Genomic DNA, 20,459 nt, shown 5'->3' with positions numbered 1-20,459 from the left:
CGCTTATTGTCCACGCAGCTCGCAGCTGCAGGCTCAGCGCGCCAGCATGAAGCCGGCAAAAAAATCCGCCAGCGCCTGGTGGGCGTCCAGCGGCAACACATGGGCCACGTACTGGTCGGGCCGCACCACCACCAGCGCACCCTGGGCGCGGTCGACACCGCGCAGGTCGAAAATGTCGGGACCGTTCTTCAAATCGGGGCTGAAGACCTTCTCGTAGTCGCGCAGGCCCAGACGGCCCTTGCGCGGTAACAACAGGTCCGGCATGGACTCGATGGCCAGGGCCTGGTGGCTTTGCTGGAAGACGGCGCGCAGGTCGAACACCGCATCGCTGTCCTGGCCGGGCGGGGTGTGGCTGCGCAGCGGCGATTGCGGCGATTCCGCCAGGAACTGGCAGAGCGCACGCAGGCCGTCGTGCTGCTCGCCGGCAAAGGCATAGAGGCGCCAGCGGCCGTCGGCCTTGCCGGCGTGGCCCAGCTGCACCGGCCGGGCATCGGCGATGCGCACCACCGGCGCCGAATGGAAGCGCGTGCCGATGGCAAAGCCTGTGGCCAGTTGCTGGTGGCTGGTCGGCCCGGTGAGCGCCGAGGCCTGGTACTGCGTACCCACGCCGGCGGTGAAGCGGCCGTGCCGCTGGAAATAGCTCTGGAACTCTTTCGGGTCCACCCCACCGGTTCCACCTTCCTTGGGCCGGTCGCTGAACATCTTGGCCCACTCGCGGTCGAAGTCGATCAGCTCCTGGGCCACGACCTGGCGTTCGGCCGAATAGCTGTGCAGCAGCTGCGGTGCGCATTGGCCGCGCAGCACGGCCGCCAGCTTCCAGCCCAGGTTGAAGCTGTCCTGCATGGAGAAGTTCATGCCCTGCCCCGCCTTCGGGCTGTGCGTGTGGCAGGCGTCACCGGCGATGAAGACGCGCGGCAGACGCGCGCCCTCTTGCCCCGCAGGCACGTCGTCGTACTTGTCGCAGATGCGCTGGCCGATCTCGTAGACCGACCACCAGGGCACTTCCTTCACGTCCAGCGTGTAGGGGTGCAGGATGCGCTGCGCTGTGGCGATGAGGTGATCGACCGTGATACCGCGGCTGGCGACGCGCTCCTCATCGCCCAGCTTGTCCATCTCCACGTACAGGCGCACCAGGTAGCCGCCCTCGCGCGGGATGACCAGGAGATTGCCTTGGGCCGACTGCACGGCGGCCTTGTAGCGGATGTCCGGGAAGTCGGTCACGGCCAGCATGTCCATCACGCCCCAAGCCTGGTTGGCTGAGTCCCCCTGCAGTTGCCGGGCTATGGACTTGCGCACCACGCTGCGCGCGCCGTCGCAGCCCACCACATAGCGCGCCTTGACCGTCTCCTGGCGGCCATCCGCGCGCTCCAGCCGCACACTGACGGGATGGTCACCGCCGGCAGCACCGACCGTCACGTCCAGCAGCTTGCGCCCATAGTGCGGTTCGAGGCGGAACGGCGCATTGCGCATGCGCTCCAGGTAGAAGTCATGGATGCGCGCCTGGTTGAGCACCACATGGGGGAACTCCGAGAGTCCGTCCTCCGTGTCCTGCACGCGGCCGTGGCGCACGATGGCATCGGGGCGCTGGCCGTCGGGCTTCCAGAAGGTCACCTCGTTGATCCAGCACGCCTCGCGCAGCACGTTCTCGCTGAACTCGAAGGCCTCGAACATCTCCATGGTGCGGCAGGCGATGCCGTCGGCCTGGCCCAGTTGCAGCGGACCGTCCTTTTGCTCGACGATGCAAGTGCGGATGTCGGGGAAGGCAGCCAGCTGCGCCGCCAGCGTCAGGCCGGCGGGCCCGCAGCCGACGATCAGCACATCGACCATGTCCGGCACCGCATCGCCCTGCGGCAGCGCCGCCGGGTCGGCGTTGGCGACGCGGGGGTCTCCGGGCTGGAAGCCGTTGAGGTGGAATTGCATGCTTGTCTCCGTCGGTGGCCGGCACTCGATGCCGGCGGATTTTTAATAAGCATACTTATCAAATCGACGCCTGGCAAGCCGCAGGACTCTGCGCGGCAGCTGCATGGCGCCGCCCAGCAGGGCCGTGCCGCGCCGCTTCGTGCCTCCGTTAGAGTAAGGGCATGGCACAGCGCTCGGCACTCATCGATGGACTCAAGGTACTCGCCTCGCAGCTCATCGTGCTGCATCACATCGTGCTGTACACGCCGATGGCCGACAGGGTGGCGCCCGCCTGGCCGTGGTTGCAGGGCTTCCTGGTCGACGAAGCGCGCTACGTCGTCCAGATCTTCCTGGTGGTCGGTGGCTTCTTCGCCATGCAGGGCCTGTCCCGCGGCGTCCCCAGCCTGCCGCGCGCCTTGCTGGCACGCTACATGCGCCTGGTGCCGATGCTGGCCGTGGCATTGTTGGCCGTACTCGCGGCAACTGCGCTGCTGCCGCAGGACCGCTGGCCCGACTGGGTCACACCATGGCCGACGCCAGGCCAGTTCGTCGCCCATCTGCTGCTGCTGCAAGACGTGCTGGGCATCCCCTCTCTGTCCGCCGGCGCCTGGTACGTGGCGATCGACTTCCAGCTGTACGCGCTGCTGGCGATTGGCGCCGCCTGGCTGCCGCGCGGCGCCCTGACCTGGGCAGTGACGGCGCTGACGCTGGCGTCGCTGGCGTGCTTCAACCGCGATGCCAGCTTCGATGCCTGGGCCCCCTACTTTTTCACCGCCTATGGGCTCGGCGCGCTGGCGGCCTCGGCCCGCCAGACGCGAACCATGGCCTGGTTGTTCGGCAGCGTCTGCGTGCTGCATCTGCTCTGGGCCAGCCTGCAAGGGCAGCCGCGCGTCGCGCTCGCTGCGCTGACTGCCCTCGCGTTGGTGCTGTGGGCCTCGCGTGCGCGGCAAGGAGGTCGCGGCGCCGGCATGCTGGCGTTCTGGAGTGACGCCTCGTACGGTGTGTTCCTGGTCCATTACGCAGTGATCGTCGCGGCGACGGCGCTGTGGCTACGGCTGGACCTGGACAGCACGCCCGCCGCCTGGAGCATGCTGGTCGGCTGCTGGACCGCCAGCCTGGCGGCCGGTGTCGCCCTGCAACGCTGGATGGGCGCACCGCTGCGGCCCGACCTCAAGCCCAAAGCCCCTGCATCGCCTCCCGGAACGCCGCCGTGACTTGCGCTTGCCTGGCCGCGGTCCTCCTCCCCGCCACATAAACCTCCAGCGGCCGCGCGCCCGGGCTGGAGAACAGCAGCGCATCCAGCACGTGATCATGGGGGACACCGGCCAGGGCTGGCGCATCGGCGTCCAGCACCATGAAGTCGGCGCGCTGGCCCGGGGCCAGGCCGGCCAGCGGCGCGCCGGCGGCCGCCGTGCCGCCCTGCAGCGCGCCCTCGAACAATACGGCCGCCGTGCTTTCCTGCTGCGCATGGCGGGCGGCGATGTTGCGCTGGCGCAGGGCCAGCCGCTGCGAATACTCCAGCAGGCGCAACTCCTCGCACCAGTCGCGCGCCACATGGCTGTCCGAGCCGATCGACCAGCGGCCGCCCTGCCCTAACCATCCCGGCAGGTCGAACACGCCATCGCCCAGATTCGCTTCAGTGCTCGGGCAGATGACGATGGACGCACCGGCCTTCGCCACGCCCTGCAGTTCGGCCGGCGTGGACTGGGTGGCATGGACCAGGTTCCAGCCTGGGTCCACAGCAGCGTTTTGCAGCAGCCACTCCATGGGCCGCAGGCCGGTGGCGGCGATGCAGTCCGCCACCTCCTGCTGCTGTTCGGCGATGTGGATGTGGACAGGCAGCTTGCCCTTGGCGGCCACAGCCACCTCGTTCAAGGCCGCCGCATCGACGGCACGCAGCGAATGCAGGGCAACGCCGGCACGCACCAGGCCGCCGGCCTGCCGCGCCACCGTTTCGGCGATGCGCAGCACGGATTCGGGCGTGGAAGCAAAGCGCCGCTGGTCTTCGCGCAGGCCCGTGGCCTGGAAGCCAGAGCGCATGTAGAGCGTGGGCAGCAGGGTCAGGCCCATGCCCACGCGCTGCGCGGCGCGCACCAGAGCCAGCGACATCTCGGCTGCATCGGCATAGGGCTTGCCATCGACGCCGTTGTGCAGGTAGTGGAACTCGCAGACCTGGGTCGTGCCTGCTTGCAGCAGTTCGGCGTAGAGGAAGGCGGCGACGGCTTCGAGCTGCTGCGGCGTGATGCGCAGGGCCGCGCTGTACATGCGGTCGCGCCAGCGCCAGAAGTCATCCTCCCCCGCGCCTGCGCGCTCGGTCATGCCGGCGATGGCGCGCTGGAAGGCGTGGCTGTGGGCGTTGACCAGGCCGGGCAGCACAGGACCTGGCAGCACTTGCGCGGACCCGCGCTGCGCCGCCGGGACCTCGCATTCGACCGAGGACCAAAGCCCATCGGAGCCTGTGCGCAGCAGCACATCGCGGCGCCAGCCGCCGCCCACCCAGGCTTGCTCTGCAAAGAACTCAGGCATACAGCGCCTTGCCGGCCGCCAGCGCGGCCTCGACCATCGCCCGCACCACCGGCTGCACCTGGGCCGCCAGCTGCGGCTGCCAGTCGTAGGGCGGCGCTTCGCGCATGTAGACGGCCTGCACCATCTCCAGCTGCACGGCATGGACCCGCTGCGCCGGCTGGCCGTAGCGGCGCGTGATGTAGCCGCCCTTGAAGCGGCCGTTGAGCACATGGCTGAACTGCGGATGGCGCGCGGCCGCAGCCACCACCGCGTCGGCAATGCTGGCATCGGCGGCAGTGCCGCTGGCCGTGCCGATGTTCAGGTCGGGCAGGCGGCCCTCGAACAACCAGGGAATTTCTGCGCGGATGCTGTGGCCGTCCCACAGCAAGGCATAGCCGTGCTGCGCCTGGATGCGCGCCAGCTCCCCTTGCAGCGCCTGGTGGTAGGGCTGCCAGTAGGCTTCACGCCGGCGCAGCTTCTCGGCCGCGTCGGGCGTCTGGCCCTCCTGGTAGAGCGCATCGCCTGTGAAAAAGCGCGTGGGGCACAGCTCGGTGTTGCTGGCACCGGGGTACATGGGCGCGTCGTCCGGCGGCCGGTTCAGGTCAATCAGGTAGCGCGAGTAGCGCGGCTGCAGCAGGCTGGCGCCAATCTCGCTTGCAAAGTCGTACAGCCTGGGCATGTGCCAGTCCGTGTCTTCCACCGCCAGTGCGCGTGGCACGTAGCCGCCGCGCCTGTCGTCGGGGATCTCGGTGCCGGCATGGGGCAGGCTGATCAGCAGCGGCGCGCTGCCGGTGGCAAGGTCGAAACTCATCGCGGTTGGCCCTTGAAGACGGTTTGCAGATGGGGATTGGCGCCGATGGCATAGGCCAGCTGGGCTGGACTGTCCACGCCCCAGAGCGCGAAGTCGGCGCGCAGGCCGGCGGCCAGCACACCGCGGTCGGCCAGGCCCAGGGCCTTGGCCGCATGGCGCGTCACGCCGGCCAGCGCCTCCTGCGGCGTCAGGCGAAACAGGGTGCAGGCCATGTTGAGCATCAGCAGCAGCGAGGTACAGGGCGAGCTGCCGGGGTTGCAATCGGTACTCACGGCCATGGCCACGCCCTGTTCGCGCAACAAGGCAATCGGCGGCAGCCGCGTCTCGCGCAGGAAGTAAAAGGCGCCGGGCAGCAGCACTGCCACCGAGCCAGCGGCCGCCATGGCGCGGGCGCCCTCCTCGCTCAGCCACTCCAGGTGGTCGCAGCTCAAGGCAGCGTAGCGCGCCGCCAGTTGGGCGCCGCCCATGTCCGACAGCTGCTCGGCATGGAGCTTGACCGGCAGGCCCAGGGCCTGGGCGGCGGCGAAGACACGCTCGGTCTGGGCCGTGCTGAAGGCGATGCGCTCGCAAAACGCGTCGACTGCATCGACCAAGCCCTCAGCGTGCAGGGCGGGCAGCATTTCCAGGACCGCGGCGATGTAGGCATCGCTCTGGCCGGCGAATTCCGGCGGCAAGGCATGGGCGCCCAGGAAGGTGGGGCGCACATCGACCGCCTCCTGCTGGGCCAGCGCACGGACCACGCGCAGGCACTTGCGCTCGTGTTCCAGGGCCAGGCCGTAGCCCGACTTGATTTCCAGCGTGGTCACGCCCTCGGCCAGCAGGGCGCGCAGCCGTGGCAGGCTCTGCGCCAGCAAATCCTGCTCACTCGCGGCGCGCGTGGCCGCGACGGTGGAGGCAATGCCGCCGCCGGCGCGGGCGATGTCCTCGTAGCTGGCGCCGTTCAGGCGCAGCTCGAATTCATGGGCGCGGTCGCCACCGTAGACCAGGTGGGTATGGCAGTCGATCAGGCCGGGCGTGATGAGGGCACCGCCGCAATCGTGGCGCTGGCTGCAGCGGTCCGCCAGCTCTTGCGGCAGATCGGCATGCGGGCCCACCCAGGCAATGCGCTCGCCCTCCACCGCGATGGCCGCATCCTCGACCAGGCCGTAAGGCTGGACTGCCTCGGCCGCCATGGTGGCAACGCGGCAACCGGTCCACAGTTCAATGCTCATTGGCTCACCTCCATCCACAGCGCATCTTCGCCCAGCACCTTGAGCTGGCCGCCGGCCACAAGCCGCCGCCAGGCCAGGGTGTGCGGCGGGATGGCCGCTGTTTCACTGCCGAATTCCGCTGTAGCCCCCGTGCTTCCTGCGTAGATTGCTATCAGATCAGGAGCATTCACGGGACCGAAACGGCCGCCACGGACCCGCTCCATGCGGGCAGAGGCGCCGCGGACCATGAGGTTGAAGTCCTGCGTCGCCCCCTTGAGCAGGGCGCAATCCACAGCCGCGCCGCCATCGAAGGCCAGAGGCGGGCTGGCGCCATCGAGCACATGGCTGACATCGCCCATCTGCAGGCGCACGCCGGCGCCCGACAGCACGGCAAACCAGCGCTGCACGCCGGGAAAGGACGAGAAAGGCCCAGCCTGCGCCACCTCGGCCACCGAGCAGCGCACGCGCCAATCCTGCGCGCCGGGCCAGGCCAGCAGTTCGCGCGTGCTGCCGCCGCCGTTCTTCCAGGGCGTGGGCTGCACGCTGTCCAGGGAAACAAGATTCCAGCGCATGGCGTCTCCTCAGGCCTGGAACTGGCCGGCAAAACTGTAGCGCGTGCCCGGATAAACCAGGCGCGCCAGACTGGCCACATGGGCGCCGCTGACGGTGCGCCGCACCATCACCAGGCAGGGGTCGCTGCGCTTGATGCCCAGTTCCCTGGCCTCCTGCGCGCTGGGCAGGCAAGCCTCGATGGAGTAACTTGCTTCCGTCAACGGCGCGTGCTGCAGCAGGTGCAGCGTGGGCGAGGTCTGGCTGAAGTCGGTGTCCAGATAGTCCGGCGCGGCGGCCGGATTGACGTAGCGGTCCTCGTACTGGATGGCGACCTCGTTTTCCAGGTGCACCAGCACGCTGTGGAAGACGCGGGCGCCGGCCGCAAGACCCAGGCTCTGGGCCAGCCCCTGGCCGGCCTTCTCCGCCGCCACCAGCAGCACGCGCGTACTGTGCCGGTGGCCGCGCTCGGCCACCTCCTCGTGGATGTCGCGGATGGACAGGCGCGACGAGATGCGGTGCAGCTGGGCCACCCGCGTGCCCGAGCCCTGGACCCGGTCGACCAGGCCCTCGGCCGAGAGCTCGCGCAGGGCGCGGTTGGCCGTCATGCGGCTGACGCCGAACTGCTGGACCAGGGCCGCCTCGCTGGGAACGGCATCGCCGGGCTTCCACTCGCCCGAAACGATGCGCGCACGGATGAAGGCCTTAACCTGCTCGTAAGCAGGCAGCTCGGGCTCGGTTCGGAGGTCCGCCATGGCATCAGGATAACCCAGTTGACACAAGTTGTATAGACAACTACATTGCGCCAGATCGACAGCCTGGAGCCGCCCATGTCCGACCTCTCTCAGACCCCCTTCCTCGACAGCAAGGCGCGCCCCGTGAAGGCTCCGCATGGCAGCCAGCTCAGCTGCGCCAACTGGCAGATCGAGGCCGCCTACCGCATGGTCCAGAACAACCTGGACCCGGCCGTCGCCGAGAACCCTGACGAGCTGGTGGTCTACGGCGGCATCGGCAAGGCCGCGCGCAGCTGGCCGGCTTTCGACGCCATCCTCCATTCCTTGCGCAAGCTGCGCCCCGACGAAACCCTGCTGGTGCAATCGGGTAAGCCGGTCGGCGTGTTCCGCACCCACGAGGGCGCGCCACGCGTGCTGATCGCCAACTCCAACCTGGTGCCCAAGTGGGCGAACTGGGAGCACTTCAACGAATTGGACCGCGCCGGCCTGATGATGTACGGCCAGATGACGGCCGGCAGCTGGATCTACATCGGCACCCAGGGCATCGTGCAAGGCACCTACGAGACCTTCGTGGAAGCGGGACGCCAGCACTACGGCGGCGATCTGGCCGGCCGCTGGGTGCTCACCGCCGGTCTGGGCGGCATGGGCGGCGCCCAGCCGCTGGCCGCCACCTTTGCCGGCGCCTGCTCCCTGAACATCGAGTGCCAGCAGTCGCGCATCGACTTCCGCCTGCGCACCAGGTACCTGGACAAGCAGGCCAAGGACCTGGACGAGGCGCTGGAACTCATCCAGTTCCACACCGCGCGCAAGGAAGCCATCTCCATCGGCCTGTGCGGCAACGCCGCCGAGATCGTGCCCGAGCTGGTGCGCCGCGTGAAGGCTGGCGGAGCATCAGGAAAAATCGCACGCCCCGACCTTGTCACCGACCAGACCTCGGCCCACGACATCATCAACGGCTACCTGCCCGCGGGCTGGAGCGTCGAGCAATGGCAGGCTGCGCAGAAGGATCCGGCGCAACATGCGGCGCTGACACAGGCCGCAGGCGAGTCCTGCGCCGTCCACGTGCAGGCCATGCTGGCCTTCCACGCCATGGGCGTGCCCACGGTGGACTACGGCAACAACCTGCGCCAGGTGGCCAAGGATTTCGGCGTGACCGATGCCTTCGCCTACCCCGGCTTTGTGCCGGCCTACATCCGCCCGCTGTTTTGCCGCGGCGTCGGTCCCTTCCGCTGGGTGGCACTGTCGGGCGACCCCGAAGACATCCGCAAGACCGACGCCAAGATGAAGGAGCTGTTCCCCGAGAACAAGCACCTGCACCGCTGGCTGGACATGGCGCAGGAGCGCATCAGCTACCAGGGCCTGCCGGCGCGCATCTGCTGGATCGGACTGGGCGAACGCCACAAGGCCGGCCTGGCCTTCAACGCCATGGTCGCGTCCGGCGAGCTCAAGGCCCCCATCGTCATCGGCCGCGACCACCTGGACTCGGGCTCGGTCGCATCGCCCAACCGTGAGACCGAGGCGATGCGCGACGGCAGCGACGCCGTCAGCGACTGGCCCATGCTCAATGCCCTGCTCAACACCGCCAGCGGCGCCACCTGGGTCAGCCTGCACCACGGCGGCGGCGTCGGCATGGGCTACTCGCAGCACGCCGGCGTGGTGATCGTGGCCGACGGCACACCGGAGGCTGCGGACAAGCTCGAGCGCGTGCTGTGGAACGACCCGGCCACCGGCGTCATGCGCCATGCCGACGCAGGCTACGAGATCGCCATCGAATCCGCACAGGAAAACGGCCTGAACCTGCCGATGATCAAAAAGTGAAACAGACCCTTGTGCCCGGCCAGTTGACCCTGGCCCAGCTGCGCCAGCTGTGGACGGGCGAGCGAGTGCAGGTGGTGCTGGATGCGGCCTGCCGCGCAGGCATCCGTGCCAGCGCCGCCCTGGTCAAGGGCGCCACCGAAGGCGAAGCGCCGGTCTACGGCGTCAACACCGGCTTTGGCAAGCTGGCCAGCACGCGCATTGCGCGCAAAGACCTGGCCGTGCTGCAGCTCAAGCTGCTGCGCTCACATGCCGTCGGTGTGGGCACGCCCATGTCGGAACGTGTCGTGCGGCTCATCCTGCTGCTCAAGGCCACCAGCCTGGCGCGCGGTTACTCCGGCGTGCGCGAGGAAGTGGTCGATGCCCTGCTGGGCCTGCACAACGCCGGCCTGACACCGGTCATCCCTTGCCAGGGCTCGGTCGGCGCCTCCGGCGACCTGGCGCCCCTGGCCCATCTGTGCCTGCCCCTGATCGGCGAAGGCGAGGTCTTTTACAAAGGCGAACGCATGGCGGCCGACGAAGGCCTGCGGCGCGCCGGGCTGCAAGCCATCACGCTGGGCGCCAAGGAAGGCCTGGCCCTGATCAACGGCACCCAGGTGTCAACCGCGCTGGCCATCGACGCCCTGCTGGCGACCGACCGCCTGTTCGAGGCCGCGGTGATCGCCGGCGCGCTGACACTGGACGCGGCGCGCGGCAGCGACGGGCCCTTCGATGCGCGCATCCATGCCGTGCGCGGCCAGCCCGGCCAGATTGACTGCGCCGCCGCCTACCGCGCGCTGGCGGTGGGCAGCGCCATCCGCAAGTCGCACCTGGAAAACGACGACCGCGTGCAGGACCCGTACTGCCTGCGCTGCCAGCCCCAGGTGATGGGCGCCTGCCTGGACCAGATGCGCTACGCCGCGCGGGTGCTGGTGATCGAGGCCAATGCGGTCACCGACAACCCCTTGGTGTTCGATGGCCTGATGGTTTCGGGCGGCAACTTCCACGCCGAGCCGGTGGCCCTGGTGGCCGATGCGCTGGCCGTGGCCATCGCCGAGATCGGCGCCATCGCCGAGCGCCGCATCGCCATGCTGGTGGACACCGTGGTCTCGCGCTTGCCGCCCTTTCTCACACCCGACCCGGGCCTGAACTCCGGCTTCATGATCGTGCATGTGACGGCCGCGGCCCTGGCTTCGGAGAACAAGTCGCTGGCGCACCCGGCCAGTGTGGACAGCCTGCCGACCTCGGCCAATCAGGAGGACCATGTGAGCATGGCCACCTTTGCCGCGCGCCGGCTGGCGCAGATGCTGTCCAACAGCGGCCACGTCGTCGCCATCGAACTGCTGGCCGCCGCCCAGGGCATCGAGTTCCTGCGGCCGCTGGCCAGCAGCCCGGCGCTCGAGGGCGTGCTGCGCCTGGTGCGCAGCGTGTCGCCGGCCATGATGCAAGACCGCAGCCTGGCCCGCGACATGGAGGCCGTGCACCACCTCGTGGCCTCGGGCGACATCGGCCACGCCACCGAAAGCAGGGTCCCCGAGCTGCAAGCGTTGCGCTTGGCATGAAGCCTGCATACAGTGGTCCCACTCAACCCTCCGGAGATCCCATGAAGAAGCTGTTCGCACTGTCTCTCGTCGCCCTGGCCGCAGCCGGCGCCCAGGCCCAGGAAACCAAGGTCGCCATGGGCATCTCGGGCTGGACCGGTTTCGCGCCGCTGACGCTGGCCAAGGAGGCCGGCATCTTCAAGAAGAACGGCCTTGACGTGAGCATCAAGAAGATTCCGCAGAAGGACCGCCACCTGGCCATCGCCTCGGGCGACATCCAGTGTGCCGCCACCACGGTGGAAACCTGGGTCGTCTGGAACGCCGCCGGCGTCGCCACCACGCAGATCTTCCAGCTGGACAAGAGCTACGGCGCCGACGGCATGGTGGTCAAGCCCGGCATCGCCAAGATCAGCGACCTCAAGGGCAAGACCGTAGGCGCCAGTGCGCCGGGCACCTCGCCCTACTTTGCCCTGGCCTGGATCCTCAAGAAGAACGGCATGACGACCAAGGACGTGAAGATCACGACCATGGAGCCGCAGCCCGCCGCCAACGCCATCATCGCCGGCGTGGCCGACCTCGATGCCGCCATGACCTATGAGCCCTACCTGTCGGCCGTGCGCGCCAAGCCCGAAGCCGGCAAGATCATCGCCACCACGCTGGATTACCCGATGGTGATGGACACCTTCGGCTGCGCGCCCAAGTTCCTGTCGGAAAACCCCAAGGCCGCCAAGGCGCTCGCCGACAGCTACTTCGAGGCCGTGGAGATGATCAAGAAGGACCCGGCCAAGAGCTACGAGATCATGGGCGCCGACGTCAAGCAAAGCGGCGAAGCCTTCGCCAAGTCGGCCGGCTTCCTGCGCTGGCAGGACAAGGCTGCCAACCAGAAGTTCTTTGCCGGCGAGCACGCCGCCTTCACCAAGGAAGCGGCCGAACTGCTGCTGGAAGCCGGCGTCATCAAGTCCATCCCGGACCTGAGCAAGCTGGCCGACACCTCGTTCATCAAGTGACGCGCAGCGTCATCCCCGCGAAGGCGGGGATCCAGTCCCAATGAAACCGCTCCAACCTGTGGCACCCGGCGCGCGCATCGCGCTGGGCATCGCCTTCTTCGTGCTGTTCGTGGCCGCCTGGGCGGCGGCCACCTTCAGCGGCTTCGTCTCCAAGACCTTCCTGGCCGACCCGCTGACCATGGTGAGATCCGGCTACGACCTGCTGGTGAACCAGGGCTTCGCCAAGGACATTGGCATGACGGTGTGGCGCGTCTTCGGCGGCTTTGCCATCGCCGCCGTGCTGGCCGTACCTCTGGGCGTGCTGATGGGCGCCTACAAGCCCATCGAAGCCTTCTTCGAGCCCTTCGTCAGTTTCGCCCGCTACCTGCCCGCGTCCGCCTTCATCCCGCTGCTGATTCTGTGGGCCGGCATCGGCGAGGCGCAAAAGCTCTCGGTCATCTTCATCGGCAGCTTCTTCCAGCTGGTGCTGATGATCGCCGTCAGCGTGGGCAACACGCGGCGCGACCTGGTCGAGGCAGCCTACACCCTGGGCGCGGCCGACCGCGGCATCGTCACGCGCGTGCTGCTGCCGTCTTCCGCGCCAGAAATCGCCGAGACCCTGCGCATGGTGCTGGGCTGGGCCTGGACCTATGTGATCGTGGCGGAGCTGATCGGGGCATCGAGCGGCATCGGCCACATGATCACCGACAGCCAGGCCCTGCTGGCCACTGACCAGATCATCTTCGGCATCATCGTCATCGGCCTGATCGGCCTGGTGACGGACTTCGCCTTCAAGGCCTTGAACCGCAAGCTCTTTCCGTGGGCCCAACTCGGAAGGTGATGGGACGATGAACATCCTCGACATCCAGGGCGTCTCCAAGACTTTCGCCGGCGCCAACGGCGGCACGCTGGCCCTGCAGGCCACCGACCTGCAGGTGCAGGAGAACGACTTCATCACCATCCTGGGCCCCTCGGGCTGCGGCAAGAGCACGCTGCTGCGCATGGTGGCCGGCCTGGACACGCCGACCACCGGCAGCATCGCCCTGGACGGCCAACCCGTGGCCGGCCCCGGCGCGGACCGCGGCATGGTGTTCCAGAGCTACACCCTGTTTCCCTGGCTGACCGTGCTGCAGAACGTCTGCTTCGGCCTGCGCGAGAAGGGCATGGCCTTGGCCGAGCAGCAGGCCATCGCGCAGCAGTTCATCGGCAAGGTGGGTCTCAAGGGTTTCGAAAACCACTTTCCCAAGCAGTTGTCCGGCGGCATGCAGCAACGCACGGCCCTGGCCCGGGCCCTGGCCAACAACCCGCGCATCCTGCTGATGGACGAGCCTTTCGGCGCGCTGGACCACCAGACCCGCGAGCTGATGCAGGAACTGCTGCAAGGCATCTGGGAGGCCGAGCAAAAGACCGTGCTCTTCGTCACCCACGACATCGACGAGGCCATCTTCATGGGCAGCCGGGTGGTGGTGATGAGCGCGCGGCCCGGCCGCATCAAGAGCGACATCGCCGTGCCTATCGCCCATCCGCGCGCCTACTCGGTCAAGACCACGCCGGTCTTCATGGACCTCAAGGCCAGGCTGACCGAGGACATCCGCATCGAGGTCCAGCGAGCGGCTGGCCTGCTACCCGCCTGAGGTCCCGCGATTGGAAAAATTCCTACAAAAACCCAGCCAGCGTTCTGACTGCTGAGGCTATGCCCATGGCTTTGAATGGAGCCATGAACGCACAAGACACACCCGAAGACGGTGGCGCGCAGGACCCGCAGCCGGGCCAGGCCAGCGAAGGCGGCCGCTCCGGCGAGGGCGCGGCCAGCGCCATGCAGCAACTCATCTCGCAAAATCGCCAGCACCGGCACCAGACCGGTGAAGCCGACGATGCGGCCGGCGGAGGTGGCCAATGAGCAGCAGCGCCCCTAAGAAGCCGGCACCCGCACCCAAAAGCGGCAATGGCGCCGAGTCGGCGATGCAAGCCATGCTGCACACGCGCCGCCAGCAGCCCCAGCCTGGTGAACCACAGCCGTCACCGGAAGAAGCCGCAGGCAGCGGCAATGACGCCGGCAAACCCCAGGAACACAGCGCCTAGGCCGGGCTCATCTGGCCCGGCCTGCGCCGCTCGCTCAGGCCGACTGGCGCGCTGCCTCCTGCGACCGTTGGGTTGCCAGGCCGGCCAGCGGGTTCCGGCCGGGCAAGGCATGGTCCTCAGTTTGTTCGTCGCACACCCGGTCCCAGGCCGCCCGCATGGCCGGCAAGGCATCGTGCAGGGCCAGGCGCGAATCACCCTTGAGGCGGACCCAGTTGGACACCAGCGATTTTTCGGCATCGTCGAAGCAGCCGCCATACTGAACGCAGCCGATATAGCCCACGCAGTAGGCGGCGGCATAGTCCTCGTAATCCAGGCCGGGACGGGCATAACTTTCCAGGTGGAAAAAGCGGCTCCAGTGGGCATCCTGGTGGCGCGCATCGATGGCGGCGGCGGTGTTGCTGTCGGGATCGTCGGCAAAAATGTCGTGGGCTTGGGCGTGCATGAGGCGCTCTTTCAGGTTGAAGTTGGGTCCGCGAAACTGCCTGCCATGCTGCGGTGGCGCTGGCGGGGGTGGCGTAGGACGGAGCGCGCGGACTGTTGTAAGAACGCACGCTTTAGCCGCCACAGCAGCCCTCCTGCATGGCCTGCGGCGCTCCAAATCGCTACACTTTCAATAGCAGCTCCAGTCCATTCGACGGGGGCCAGGGACCAATTCAAGAGGAAACACGGACAGACAGGCATGGGCGCGAGCGGACCAACGCACTACGACACGCTGAGCGTGGCGCCGCAGGCTGCCCCGGATGCGGTGCGGCTGGCCTACCGCCGCCAGGCCCAGAAATACCATCCCGACCGCCAGCCGGACGGCGCCGCCGCGCAGCAGCGGATGGCGCAGATCAACGAGGCCTACGCCGTGCTGTCGCATCCCCAGAGGCGCGCCAGCTACGACCGCTGGATGCAGGCGCGCGCCGCGCGGATCGAAGCGCAGCGCACAGCACGCGAGCTGGCCCAGGCCAGCGCCGGCCTGGGCGCGACCTGGCCCTGGGCCCTGCTGTGCGCCACCATTGCCTTCGCCCTGCTGTCTGTGGCCACCGTGCTCTACAAGACCAGTGGGCCGCGGGTGATCGCACCCATGCACGGCGCGCGTGCCGCGCCTGCACTGGCGCCGGAGCGCATGGCGCCTGTCGCCCAGGCGGCAACCCGCTGAGCCGGCGCCGCCGATACTGGCGGCCGTTTCGGAAAGCAGCCCATGGACATCCAAGGAAAAGTCGCCATCGTCACGGGCGGCGCCAGCGGCATCGGTGCCGGCCTGGCGCGCCGCCTGGCCGCCGACGGCGCCAGAGCCGTCGTGGTGGCCGATCTGGACCTGGCGGGCGCGCAGGCGGTGGCGGCGGACATCGGCGCCGCGGCCGTCGCCATGCAATGCGACGTCAGCAGAGAGGCCTCCATCCAGGCCCTGGTGCAGGCCAGCTTGCAGCGCTTCGGCCGCATCGATGCCTACCTGTCCAACGCCGGCATCCTGGGCCGCAAGGGCGGCATCGAGCTGGAGGACACGCTGTGGGAGCGGATGTGGCAGATCCACGCCATGGCCCATGTCTGGGCCGCCCGGGCCGTGCTGCCGCAGATGCTCGAGCGTGGGGAGGGCTACTTCCTGGTCACGGCCTCGGCGGCCGGCCTGCTCAACATCGTCGAGAGCGCGCCCTATGGCGTGACCAAGCACGCGGCCGTGGGCTTTGCCGAATGGCTGCGCATCGCCTATGGCCGGCGCGGCCTGCTGGTGGCCTGCCTGTGCCCGCAATCGGTCCAGACCGCCATGACCCGCAGCGAGGGCGGCAGCTCGGCCAGCCAGGACGGCGTGCTGACGCCCGAGCAGGTGGCCGCCGACGTGACCGACGCCATGCAGGACGGCCGCTTCCTGGTCCTGCCCCATCCCGAGGTGGCGCAGTACGTGCTGAAAAAGGCGCAGGACCCCGAGCGCTGGCTCGGCGGCATGCAAAAGCTCCACGCCCGCCACGCCGCCGGCGCCGGCTGAACCCCTCCCCCCAAGCTTGGGGAGACTCCCAGGCCCGCTCCAGCGGACCGGGCGCGCCGGGCGTATAACGGGGGCTGAGAAAACGCATTTCCCATGTCCAACAAGACCGATGTCCTGGTGGTCGACGACGACCCCGACTATTGCGAACTGGCCAGCGAAGCCCTGAAGGCTTGCGGCCAGCAGACGGTGCTGTGCCTGTACGACGGCACCGAAGCCCTGGACTGGCTGCACGCCAAGGGCCCCTACGCCGGCCGCGACACCACCGCCCAGCCGCGGCTGGTGCTGCTGGACCTCAAGCTGGTCGCGCTTGACGGCCTGGAAGTGCTGCGGCAGATGCGCGCCGCACAGCCCACGCGCAATGTGCCGGTGGTGGTGGTGTCGGGCACCGACGACCAGGCCGTGCTGCGCAGCTGCTACGAAGCCGGCGCCAACAGCATCGTGCGCAAGACCGCCGACCCGGCGGAGTTTGAGCGCAAGATGCGCGGCATCTTCGAGTTCTGGCTCAACGTCAACGAGCAGAACCGCGAGTCGCGCGTCTGAAGCGTCCTGACCAAGGAGCTCAGCATGAACGGATACACCGCACTGGCCACCCGGCCTTTCCTGGGCATGGCACGCCTGTGCATGCCCGACGCCTCGGCGGCGCAGGTGACGATGGACTCGCCCGCCACGGTGGTGATGACCGACCTGACCCAGGTCGCGGCGGTCGTCACCCAGCCCCAGGCTGGCATGGAGGCGGCGCACGAGACCATGGTGCAGCGCGGCGTGCGCATGCTGCTGGTGCTCGATGCGCAGGGCCGGGTCGCCGGCCTGCTCAGCGCCAGCGACATCCTGGGCGAAAAACCCATGCACCTGGTGCACGAGCGGCGCATCCGCCACGCCGACATCCTGGTGGCTGACGTGATGACGGCGGCGGCGCGGCTGGACGCCTTCGAATTCAAGTCGGTGCAGGCGGCGCGGGTGGGCAACGTGGTGGCGCGCCTGGTGGAGGCGGGCCGCCAGCATGCGCTGGTGACACAGCCCGACGCGGCCGGCCAATCCCTGGTGCGGGGCATCTTCTCACTCTCGCAGATCGCCCGCCAGTTGGGCCTGCCGCTGCAGTTGCCCGAAGCCGCCAGCTCCTTTGCCGAGATCGAGGCCGCCCTGGTCGCCCACTGAGGGCCGGCGTCAGTCCTGGGCGACCTGCGCGCCCAGGATGCCGTGGCGCTCCAGGGCCTGGGCCACGACACCCGTGCTCTTCATCCGCGCGACAAAGGCGTCGAGGAAGGCCGCCGCCTCGGCGCTGCGCCCCTTGGGCATGGCCATGGCCTGGCGGATGACCATGAAGCGGCCATCCAGCAGGCGCACACCGCTGCCCACGCGCTGCGCGTCGGCCTCCATTTGCTGGCGCACGCCGGCGGCCACTTCCAGGCCGCCTTGCAGCATGGCATCGACCACTTCCTCGGAGGTCGGCACCTGCACCAGGCTGGCCTTGTGGATGTTGCGGGCCAGGTACAGGCCGTAGGCGCTGCCCTGGCCCACCACGATGCGGATGCCGGCGTGGTCGACTTCCTCATTGCTGCGGATCGGCGAGTCCTGCGCCACCAGGTAGACACCTTCGATCTGCACGTAGGCCGGCGTGAAATGGGTGGTCTCGGCCCGTTGCGGGTCGATCGCCATGAAGCCGATGTCGGCCTGGCCGCTGGCCAGCGCCGCGACCGACTTGGCAGCGCCGTCGAACAGCAGGAAGCTCACTGGTACGCCCAGCGCACGCGCGAACTCGCGTGACAGGTCCAGGGTGACACCGGCGGGCTTCTCGGCGGCGGTGTGGCTGTGGGCCAGCACCGGGTTGCCCAGGTTGATGGAGGCGCGCAGCGTGCCGGTTGGGGCGAACTCGCGGGACAGGGCGGCGCTGGCTTCAGCCATCGAGGAAGTCCCCCTTGTAGAAGCACCAGGCGGTGCCGTCGTGCAGGTAGAAATGGCCGTCGGCGCAGTCATCCTTGCCGGGGAAGAACTCCCGGTGGGCCTTGGGCACCAGGCGCTCGAGCTGGGCGTCGCTCAGCTGGTCGAACTCTTCGGGCGTGATGGGCTGGCCGACGCGCAGCTTGCGGCGTTCTTCCATCAGGCTCAGCCGCGCGGCTCTTTGGCCACCACGTCGGTGACGTCGGCGATCTCACGCGAGGCTGGCGGCACAGCGCCGCCCTGCCCGGCCTGCCAGACCCGCTCGAAACCGGCGCGCGGATCCATGCGGAAAACGAAAGGCGTGATGGGCCGGCCCGCCAGGCGGGCCCAGCCGTAGCGCAGGCCCCAGATTGCGAGCAGGCCCATCACGGCCACCAGCAGGCTGGCGGCGAAGACCAGGCCGGCCGCCAACAGCACCAGGCGCAAAAAAAGGTTCAGCAGGGTCTGCATGCGGCCATCTTAATCAAGCCGCGCTGTCCTGGGCCACCGGCAGGGCATTGCCGAAGTGGAAGACGCCGGGCTCGCGCACCGGATCGACGTCCACCGGAATGACGCTCTTGGGCGGGAAGCGCCCTTCCAGGATCAGCCTGGACAGCGGGTTTTCGATGCGCTGCTGGATGGCGCGCTTGAGAGGGCGGGCGCCGAACACCGGGTCGAAGCCGACCTTGGCCAGTTCCTCCAGCGCCGCCGGCGACACCTGCAGCATCAGGTCCATCTTGGCCAGGCGCTGCTCCAGGATGCGCAGCTGGATGGCGGCGATCTTCTCGATGTGGCGCGCGTCCAGGCCGTGGAAGACCACGGTCTCGTCGATGCGGTTGAGGAACTCGGGCCGGAAGTGGCCTTTGAGCTCCTCCCACACGGCTTCCTTGATCTCGTCGGCCGGCTGGCCGGCCAGCGCCTGGATGCGGTGCGAGCCAATGTTGCTGGTCATGACGATCACCGTGTTCTTGAAGTCCACGGTCCGGCCCTGGCCATCGGTCAGGCGGCCGTCGTCGAGCACCTGCAAGAGCACGTTGAAGACGTCCGGATGGGCCTTCTCGACCTCGTCGAGCAGCAGCACGCTGTAGGGCTTGCGGCGCACGGCCTCGGTCAGGTAGCCGCCTTCCTCGTAGCCCACGTAGCCGGGCGGCGCGCCGATCAGGCGGGCCACCGAGTGCTTCTCCATGAACTCGCTCATGTCGATGCGCACCAGGTGGTCCTCGCTGTCGAACAGGAAGTTGGCCAGGGCCTTGCACAGCTCGGTCTTGCCCACGCCGGTGGGGCCCAGGAACAGGAAGGAGCCGGTCGGCCGGTTCGGATCCGACAGGCCCGAGCGCGAGCGGCGGATGGCATTGGACACGGCACTGATGGCCTCTTCCTGGCCGATCACGCGGCCGTGCAGCTTGCCTTCCATCTGCAGCAGCTTGTCACGCTCGCCCTGCATCAGCTTGGCCACCGGGATGCCGGTGGCGCGCGCCACCACCTCGGCGATCTCCTCGGCGCCGACCATGGTGCGCAGCAGCTGCGGCTGGCCGCTGACGGCCTTGCCGCTTTCCTTGGCCTGGGCATCCTTGAGCTTCTTTTCCAGCTCGGGCAGCTTGCCGTACTGCAGCTCGGCGACCTTGTTGAAGTCGCCCTTGCGGGTGAACTCCTCGATCTGGTGGCGCAGGCGGTCGATCTCCTCCTTGACCTGGGCCGAGCCCTGGGCCTGGGCCTTCTCGGCGCGCCAGAGGTCCTCGTAGTCGGCGATCTCCTTTTTCAGCCGGACGATCTCTTCCTCGATCAGGTCGAAGCGCTTCATCGACGCCTCGTCCTTCTCGCGCTTGACGGCCTCACGCTCGATCTGCAGCTGGATCAGACGGCGGTCGAGCTTGTCCATGACCTCGGGCTTGGAATCGAGCTCGATCTTGATCTTGGAGGCGGCCTCGTCGATCAGGTCGATGGCCTTGTCCGGCAGGAAGCGGTCGGTGATGTAGCGGTGCGAGAGTTCGGCCGCGGCGACGATGGCCGGGTCGGTGATCTCCACCCCGTGGTGGACCTCGTACTTTTCCTGCAGGCCGCGCAGGATGGCGATGGTGGCTTCCACGCTGGGCTCGCCCACCAGGATCTTCTGGAAGCGGCGCTCCAGCGCGGCGTCCTTCTCGATGTACTTGCGGTACTCGTCCAGGGTGGTGGCGCCCACGCAGTGCAGTTCGCCGCGCGCCAGCGCCGGCTTGAGCATGTTGCCGGCGTCCATTGCGCCCTCGCCCTTGCCGGCGCCCACCATGGTGTGCAGCTCGTCGATGAAGACGATGGTCTGGCCCTCGTCCTTGGCCAGCTCGCTCAGCACGGTCTTGAGGCGCTCCTCGAACTCGCCGCGGAACTTGGCGCCGGCCAGCAGGGACGCCATGTCCAGCGACAGCACGCGCTTGTTCTTCAGCGACTCGGGCACCTCGCCGGCGACGATGCGCTGGGCCAGGCCTTCGACGATGGCGGTCTTGCC

General features: G+C 68.5%; 23 protein-coding genes. 12 read left to right on the top strand and 11 right to left on the bottom strand.

Translation table 11 applies throughout. From position 1 onward, the window contains the following. Positions 1–33: 33 nt before the first annotated feature. Positions 34–1,920: an FAD-binding monooxygenase gene (locus Q0632_RS07465; RefSeq protein WP_298926591.1), complete on the bottom strand. Its 1,887-nt coding sequence runs from the start codon at positions 1,918–1,920 to the stop codon at positions 34–36. A 161-nt stretch (positions 1,921–2,081) separates the two neighbouring features. Here Q0632_RS07465 and Q0632_RS07460 point away from each other — a divergent pair, with 161 nt between their 5' ends. Further along, a complete protein-coding gene (locus Q0632_RS07460; RefSeq protein WP_298926588.1) occupies positions 2,082–3,113 on the top strand; it encodes an acyltransferase in 1,032 nt (343 codons plus the stop codon). Here Q0632_RS07460 and Q0632_RS07455 read toward each other — a convergent pair. From Q0632_RS07455 to hutC, 5 genes are read right to left on the bottom strand one after another with little or no spacing between them, the layout of a single operon-like run. Beyond that, positions 3,070–4,425, bottom strand: a complete 1,356-nt coding sequence (locus Q0632_RS07455) for a formimidoylglutamate deiminase (RefSeq protein ID WP_298926585.1) — start codon at positions 4,423–4,425, stop codon at positions 3,070–3,072. The genes Q0632_RS07460 and Q0632_RS07455 overlap by 44 nt on opposite strands. After that, complete coding sequence (hutG, locus tag Q0632_RS07450; protein ID WP_298926582.1) at positions 4,418–5,215, bottom strand: N-formylglutamate deformylase; 798 nt, start codon at positions 5,213–5,215, stop codon at positions 4,418–4,420. Before hutG ends, Q0632_RS07455 begins: the two co-directional genes overlap by 8 nt. Beyond that, positions 5,212–6,426, bottom strand: coding sequence for an imidazolonepropionase (gene hutI / locus Q0632_RS07445; protein ID WP_298926578.1), 1,215 nt, complete (start codon positions 6,424–6,426; stop codon positions 5,212–5,214). The genes hutG and hutI overlap by 4 nt, the downstream gene beginning before the upstream one ends. Next, positions 6,423–6,977, bottom strand: a complete 555-nt coding sequence (locus tag Q0632_RS07440) for a HutD family protein (protein ID WP_298926575.1) — start codon at positions 6,975–6,977, stop codon at positions 6,423–6,425. The genes hutI and Q0632_RS07440 overlap by 4 nt, the downstream gene beginning before the upstream one ends. Positions 6,978–6,986: 9 nt before the next feature. After that, positions 6,987–7,709 carry a histidine utilization repressor gene (hutC, locus tag Q0632_RS07435; protein ID WP_298926572.1) on the bottom strand — a complete coding sequence of 241 codons (723 nt, stop codon included), beginning with the start codon at positions 7,707–7,709 and terminating at the stop codon, positions 6,987–6,989. A gap of 75 nt (positions 7,710–7,784) precedes the next feature. Here hutC and hutU point away from each other — a divergent pair, with 75 nt between their 5' ends. The 7 genes from hutU to Q0632_RS07400 all read left to right on the top strand — a co-directional run bounded on the left by hutU (position 7,785) and on the right by Q0632_RS07400 (position 14,091). After that, entirely contained in the window at positions 7,785–9,506 is a 1,722-nt protein-coding gene (gene hutU, locus Q0632_RS07430; RefSeq protein WP_298926569.1) for a urocanate hydratase, read from the top strand. Then, positions 9,503–11,044 (top strand): histidine ammonia-lyase, encoded by a 1,542-nt coding sequence (hutH, locus tag Q0632_RS07425; RefSeq protein WP_298926566.1) that lies wholly within the window; start codon positions 9,503–9,505, stop codon positions 11,042–11,044. The genes hutU and hutH overlap by 4 nt, the downstream gene beginning before the upstream one ends. 41 nt (positions 11,045–11,085) lie before the next feature. After that, a complete protein-coding gene (locus tag Q0632_RS07420; protein WP_298926563.1) occupies positions 11,086–12,030 on the top strand; it encodes an ABC transporter substrate-binding protein in 945 nt (314 codons plus the stop codon). Between the two features lie 40 nt (positions 12,031–12,070). Further along, positions 12,071–12,850, top strand: a complete 780-nt coding sequence (locus tag Q0632_RS07415; protein WP_298926560.1) for an ABC transporter permease — start codon at positions 12,071–12,073, stop codon at positions 12,848–12,850. Between the two features lie 7 nt (positions 12,851–12,857). Further along, a complete protein-coding gene (locus tag Q0632_RS07410) occupies positions 12,858–13,643 on the top strand; it encodes an ABC transporter ATP-binding protein (RefSeq protein WP_298926557.1) in 786 nt (261 codons plus the stop codon). Between the two features lie 83 nt (positions 13,644–13,726). Further along, positions 13,727–13,909 (top strand): hypothetical protein, encoded by a 183-nt coding sequence (locus tag Q0632_RS07405; protein WP_298926554.1) that lies wholly within the window; start codon positions 13,727–13,729, stop codon positions 13,907–13,909. Next, positions 13,906–14,091 carry a hypothetical protein gene (locus tag Q0632_RS07400; protein ID WP_298926549.1) on the top strand — a complete coding sequence of 62 codons (186 nt, stop codon included), beginning with the start codon at positions 13,906–13,908 and terminating at the stop codon, positions 14,089–14,091. Before Q0632_RS07405 ends, Q0632_RS07400 begins: the two co-directional genes overlap by 4 nt. 34 nt (positions 14,092–14,125) lie before the next feature. On the opposite strand, the gene Q0632_RS07395 is transcribed toward Q0632_RS07400, so the two are convergent. Then, positions 14,126–14,533 (bottom strand): hypothetical protein, encoded by a 408-nt coding sequence (locus tag Q0632_RS07395; protein ID WP_298926546.1) that lies wholly within the window; start codon positions 14,531–14,533, stop codon positions 14,126–14,128. Positions 14,534–14,770: 237 nt separating this feature from the next. Between Q0632_RS07395 and Q0632_RS07390 the strand changes: the two genes are divergently transcribed. The 4 genes from Q0632_RS07390 (at position 14,771) to Q0632_RS07375 (ending at position 17,215) form a co-directional block, all read left to right on the top strand. Further along, the gene (locus tag Q0632_RS07390; RefSeq protein WP_298926543.1) at positions 14,771–15,235 is read left to right on the top strand and encodes a J domain-containing protein; all 465 of its coding nucleotides are present in this window, start codon (positions 14,771–14,773) and stop codon (positions 15,233–15,235) included. Between the two features lie 42 nt (positions 15,236–15,277). Beyond that, positions 15,278–16,060 carry an SDR family oxidoreductase gene (locus tag Q0632_RS07385; RefSeq protein WP_298926540.1) on the top strand — a complete coding sequence of 261 codons (783 nt, stop codon included), beginning with the start codon at positions 15,278–15,280 and terminating at the stop codon, positions 16,058–16,060. Between the two features lie 93 nt (positions 16,061–16,153). Continuing rightward, a complete protein-coding gene (locus Q0632_RS07380) occupies positions 16,154–16,600 on the top strand; it encodes a response regulator (protein WP_298926537.1) in 447 nt (148 codons plus the stop codon). A 24-nt stretch (positions 16,601–16,624) separates the two neighbouring features. Beyond that, on the top strand, positions 16,625–17,215 hold the full coding sequence (locus tag Q0632_RS07375; RefSeq protein ID WP_298926535.1) for a CBS domain-containing protein: 591 nt from the start codon (positions 16,625–16,627) through the stop codon (positions 17,213–17,215). A gap of 9 nt (positions 17,216–17,224) precedes the next feature. Here the strand turns inward: Q0632_RS07375 and Q0632_RS07370 are convergent, their stop codons facing one another. From Q0632_RS07370 to Q0632_RS07355, 4 genes are all read right to left on the bottom strand, one after another. Next, positions 17,225–17,962 (bottom strand): ABC transporter substrate-binding protein, encoded by a 738-nt coding sequence (locus Q0632_RS07370; RefSeq protein ID WP_298926532.1) that lies wholly within the window; start codon positions 17,960–17,962, stop codon positions 17,225–17,227. Further along, entirely contained in the window at positions 17,955–18,158 is a 204-nt protein-coding gene (locus Q0632_RS07365) for a hypothetical protein (RefSeq protein ID WP_298926529.1), read from the bottom strand. The genes Q0632_RS07370 and Q0632_RS07365 overlap by 8 nt, the downstream gene beginning before the upstream one ends. A gap of 5 nt (positions 18,159–18,163) precedes the next feature. Further along, the gene (locus Q0632_RS07360) at positions 18,164–18,448 is read right to left on the bottom strand and encodes a hypothetical protein (RefSeq protein WP_298926526.1); all 285 of its coding nucleotides are present in this window, start codon (positions 18,446–18,448) and stop codon (positions 18,164–18,166) included. A 13-nt stretch (positions 18,449–18,461) separates the two neighbouring features. Then, the coding region (locus Q0632_RS07355; protein ID WP_298926523.1) for an AAA family ATPase at positions 18,462–20,459 on the bottom strand (1,998 nt) is incomplete at its 5' end.

The sequence above is a fragment of the uncultured Ramlibacter sp. genome (genome assembly GCF_936925435.1).
Taxonomy (GTDB): domain Bacteria; phylum Pseudomonadota; class Gammaproteobacteria; order Burkholderiales; family Burkholderiaceae_C; genus Ramlibacter.
The sequence above is the reverse complement of the archived record's forward strand: the minus strand, read 5'-3'. Positions and strand labels throughout refer to the sequence as shown.

Coding starts and splice junctions, on each gene's coding strand:
- Q0632_RS07460 (WP_298926588.1), top strand. CDS start 2,082: ATGGCACAGCGCTCGGCACTCATCGATGGACTCAAGGTACTCGCCTCG.
- Q0632_RS07410 (WP_298926557.1), top strand. CDS start 12,858: ATGAACATCCTCGACATCCAGGGCGTCTCCAAGACTTTCGCCGGCGCC.
- hutI (WP_298926578.1), bottom strand. CDS start 6,426: ATGAGCATTGAACTGTGGACCGGTTGCCGCGTTGCCACCATGGCGGCC.
- Q0632_RS07420 (WP_298926563.1), top strand. CDS start 11,086: ATGAAGAAGCTGTTCGCACTGTCTCTCGTCGCCCTGGCCGCAGCCGGC.
- Q0632_RS07360 (WP_298926526.1), bottom strand. CDS start 18,448: ATGCAGACCCTGCTGAACCTTTTTTTGCGCCTGGTGCTGTTGGCGGCC.
- Q0632_RS07400 (WP_298926549.1), top strand. CDS start 13,906: ATGAGCAGCAGCGCCCCTAAGAAGCCGGCACCCGCACCCAAAAGCGGC.
- Q0632_RS07455 (WP_298926585.1), bottom strand. CDS start 4,425: ATGCCTGAGTTCTTTGCAGAGCAAGCCTGGGTGGGCGGCGGCTGGCGC.
- Q0632_RS07380 (WP_298926537.1), top strand. CDS start 16,154: ATGTCCAACAAGACCGATGTCCTGGTGGTCGACGACGACCCCGACTAT.
- Q0632_RS07465 (WP_298926591.1), bottom strand. CDS start 1,920: ATGCAATTCCACCTCAACGGCTTCCAGCCCGGAGACCCCCGCGTCGCC.
- Q0632_RS07440 (WP_298926575.1), bottom strand. CDS start 6,977: ATGCGCTGGAATCTTGTTTCCCTGGACAGCGTGCAGCCCACGCCCTGG.
- Q0632_RS07415 (WP_298926560.1), top strand. CDS start 12,071: ATGAAACCGCTCCAACCTGTGGCACCCGGCGCGCGCATCGCGCTGGGC.
- Q0632_RS07370 (WP_298926532.1), bottom strand. CDS start 17,962: ATGGCTGAAGCCAGCGCCGCCCTGTCCCGCGAGTTCGCCCCAACCGGC.
- Q0632_RS07405 (WP_298926554.1), top strand. CDS start 13,727: ATGAACGCACAAGACACACCCGAAGACGGTGGCGCGCAGGACCCGCAG.
- hutC (WP_298926572.1), bottom strand. CDS start 7,709: ATGGCGGACCTCCGAACCGAGCCCGAGCTGCCTGCTTACGAGCAGGTT.
- Q0632_RS07395 (WP_298926546.1), bottom strand. CDS start 14,533: ATGCACGCCCAAGCCCACGACATTTTTGCCGACGATCCCGACAGCAAC.
- Q0632_RS07385 (WP_298926540.1), top strand. CDS start 15,278: ATGGACATCCAAGGAAAAGTCGCCATCGTCACGGGCGGCGCCAGCGGC.
- hutG (WP_298926582.1), bottom strand. CDS start 5,215: ATGAGTTTCGACCTTGCCACCGGCAGCGCGCCGCTGCTGATCAGCCTG.
- hutU (WP_298926569.1), top strand. CDS start 7,785: ATGTCCGACCTCTCTCAGACCCCCTTCCTCGACAGCAAGGCGCGCCCC.
- Q0632_RS07390 (WP_298926543.1), top strand. CDS start 14,771: ATGGGCGCGAGCGGACCAACGCACTACGACACGCTGAGCGTGGCGCCG.
- Q0632_RS07375 (WP_298926535.1), top strand. CDS start 16,625: ATGAACGGATACACCGCACTGGCCACCCGGCCTTTCCTGGGCATGGCA.
- Q0632_RS07365 (WP_298926529.1), bottom strand. CDS start 18,158: ATGGAAGAACGCCGCAAGCTGCGCGTCGGCCAGCCCATCACGCCCGAA.